Annotated in this window: 3 protein-coding genes; all 3 read left to right on the plus strand. The window is 66.6% G+C overall.

Annotated features, from left to right (window positions below):
- On the plus strand, nt 1-334 hold a 334-nt coding region (locus AC1DY5_RS51825), incomplete at its 5' end, for a LysR substrate-binding domain-containing protein (protein WP_478122044.1).
- Entirely contained in the window at nt 331-1497 is a 1167-nt protein-coding gene (locus AC1DY5_RS51830) for a pyridoxal phosphate-dependent aminotransferase (protein WP_478122045.1), read from the plus strand. The genes AC1DY5_RS51825 and AC1DY5_RS51830, both read left to right, overlap by 4 nt.
- Before the next feature lie 109 nt (nt 1498-1606).
- Nucleotides 1607-1765, plus strand: coding sequence for a DUF3309 family protein (locus tag AC1DY5_RS51835; RefSeq protein WP_478122046.1), 159 nt, complete (start codon nt 1607-1609; stop codon nt 1763-1765).
- Nucleotides 1766-2338 lie beyond the last annotated feature (573 nt).

A 2338-nucleotide genomic window follows, 5' to 3' on the forward strand; every position in this document is an offset into this window, starting at 1 on the left:
ACGCACGCGCATCGACCATGCCTTCGCGCAAAAGAAGCTGACGCCGCGCATCGCGCTCGAGGCGATCGACTCGGACGTCATCAAGACCTACGTGCGGCTCGGCCTCGGCGTCGGCATCGTGGCCGAAATGGCGGTGCGCGACGACTCCAACGCCGACCTGGTGGTGCGGCCGATGGGCCACATCTTCGGAGTCAACATCGCCCGCGTGGCCTTCAAGCGCAGCGCCTACCTGCGCAACTTCGTCTTCAAATTCGCCGAGCTGCTCTCCGACCGGCTCGATCGCAACCTGATCGCCAAGGCCTTGAGCGGTCATCAACAGGACTACGAACTGTGAGCCGAGCGACCGTCCGCACCCCCGCCCTGCAAACCAAGCTGCCCGCCGTGGGCACCACGATCTTCACCGTGATGTCGGCGCTCGCCGCCGAGAAGAATGCAGTGAACCTGGGCCAGGGCTTCCCCGATTTCAACTGCGACCCGCAACTGCTGCAGGCCGTGACCGATGCGATGGCGGCGGGCCACAACCAGTACCCGCCGATGCCCGGCATCCTGCCGCTGCGCGAGGCGATCGCGGCCAAGATCGAGACCCTGTACGGCCACCGCTACGACCCGCAGAGCGAGATCACCGTGACCGCCGGCGCCACCCAAGCGATCATCACGGCGATCCTCGCGGTGGTGCGCCCCGGCGACGAGGTCATCGTGCTGGAGCCCTGCTACGACAGCTACGTGCCGAACATCGACCTGGCCGGCGGCACCGTGGTTCGGGTACCGCTCACGCCGGGGACCTTCCGGCCCGACTTCGCGATGATCGCGGCCGCGCTGTCACCGCGCACGCGCGCGATCATCGTCAACACGCCGCACAATCCGAGCGCCACGGTCTGGACCGAAGGCGAGATGCGGCAGCTCGAGGCGCTGCTGGCGCCGACCGATGTGCTGGTGATCAGCGACGAGGTCTACGAGCACATGGTCTACACCGGCGCCCGCCACGAGAGCGCGGCCCGCTTTCCGGGCCTGGCAGCGCGCAGCTTCATCGTCAGCAGCTTCGGCAAGACCTACCACGTGACCGGCTGGAAGGTCGGCTACGTGGCGGCGCCGGCTGCGCTCAGCGCCGAGTTCCGCAAGGTGCACCAGTTCAACGTCTTCACGGTCAACACGCCGATGCAGCATGCGCTGGCCCGCTACATGGCCGATCCGGCGCCCTACCTCGAACTGCCGGCCTTCTACCAGCGCAAGCGCGACCTGTTCGCCGAGGGGCTCGCGAAGACGCAGTTCAAGCTGCTGCCCAGCGCCGGCACCTACTTCCAGTGCGTCGACATCAGCGAGGTCAGCGCGCTCGGCGAGTCCGATTTCTGCCAATGGCTGACGCGCGAGATCGGCGTCGCCGCGATCCCGCTGTCGGCCTTCTACGGCGACGGCTTCGACCAGCGCGTGGTGCGCTTCTGCTTCGCCAAGAAGGACGAAACCCTGCGTACGGCGATCGAGCGACTGGCCCGGCTCTGACACGAACGGTAGGAGAGTCCTGACCGCGGGAGGGGGCCCCTGCCCGCGATCGATCCTTGGCGAGGGGGAGAACATGAAGCTTCCATAAACCCCGCCCTAGGAGAAGTCCATGTCGCTCTCGTTGATTCTGCTGATCGTCCTGATCCTGCTGCTGGTGGGCGCGCTGCCGAGCTGGGGCTACAGCCGCGGCTGGGGCTACGGGCCCAGCGGCGGCCTGGGTCTAGTGCTGCTGGTCGTGATCGTACTGCTGCTGATGGGACGGRTATAGCCGCTCAGGCCGGACCGTCAAGCCCGCCCCGGCGGGCTTTTTCATGGTGCGCCCAGCATGGGCGCACTCCCGGAGGTGCAAGTCCTCCCGTAAGTTGATCACAGCGAACGAAGCGAAGCGCAACTGCATCAGGGCGACCGAGTGTGGGGAGGAAGCGCGGAGCGAAGCTGCGAGCCGATGGACAAGAACCGGATAGAAGGCGGTGCCGAGCAGGGCGAGCGGGCCATGAACCGCGAAGCTTTCGTGATCAAGGCGAGGCGGCGTAGATCCGGCGGTTGTGCAGTGAAGGAGTGCGTTCTTACCTGGGGAGATCTCGCCTTGCGCCTGAAAGGGCGACGGCGTTGAGCCGGAGCGAGAAGTCAGAGGCCAGAAGTCAAACGGCGAAGGACCAAACGAGAGCAAGTGTTGAGCGAGATGTCGATGTCCGAGGTCATGCGTCAGATGCCCGCGCGAGCGGGGCGGGCGGGAGTCGCGCGCGGTGAAGCCGTGAGCCAACCTGCCAGCGACGAAGCCGAGGGCCCGCGACATGGAGCGACAGACACGGGTTCAGCGCTGCTGCAAGCGGCGCTGACG

It is taken from the genome of Variovorax sp. P4_D9, from assembly GCF_056401695.1.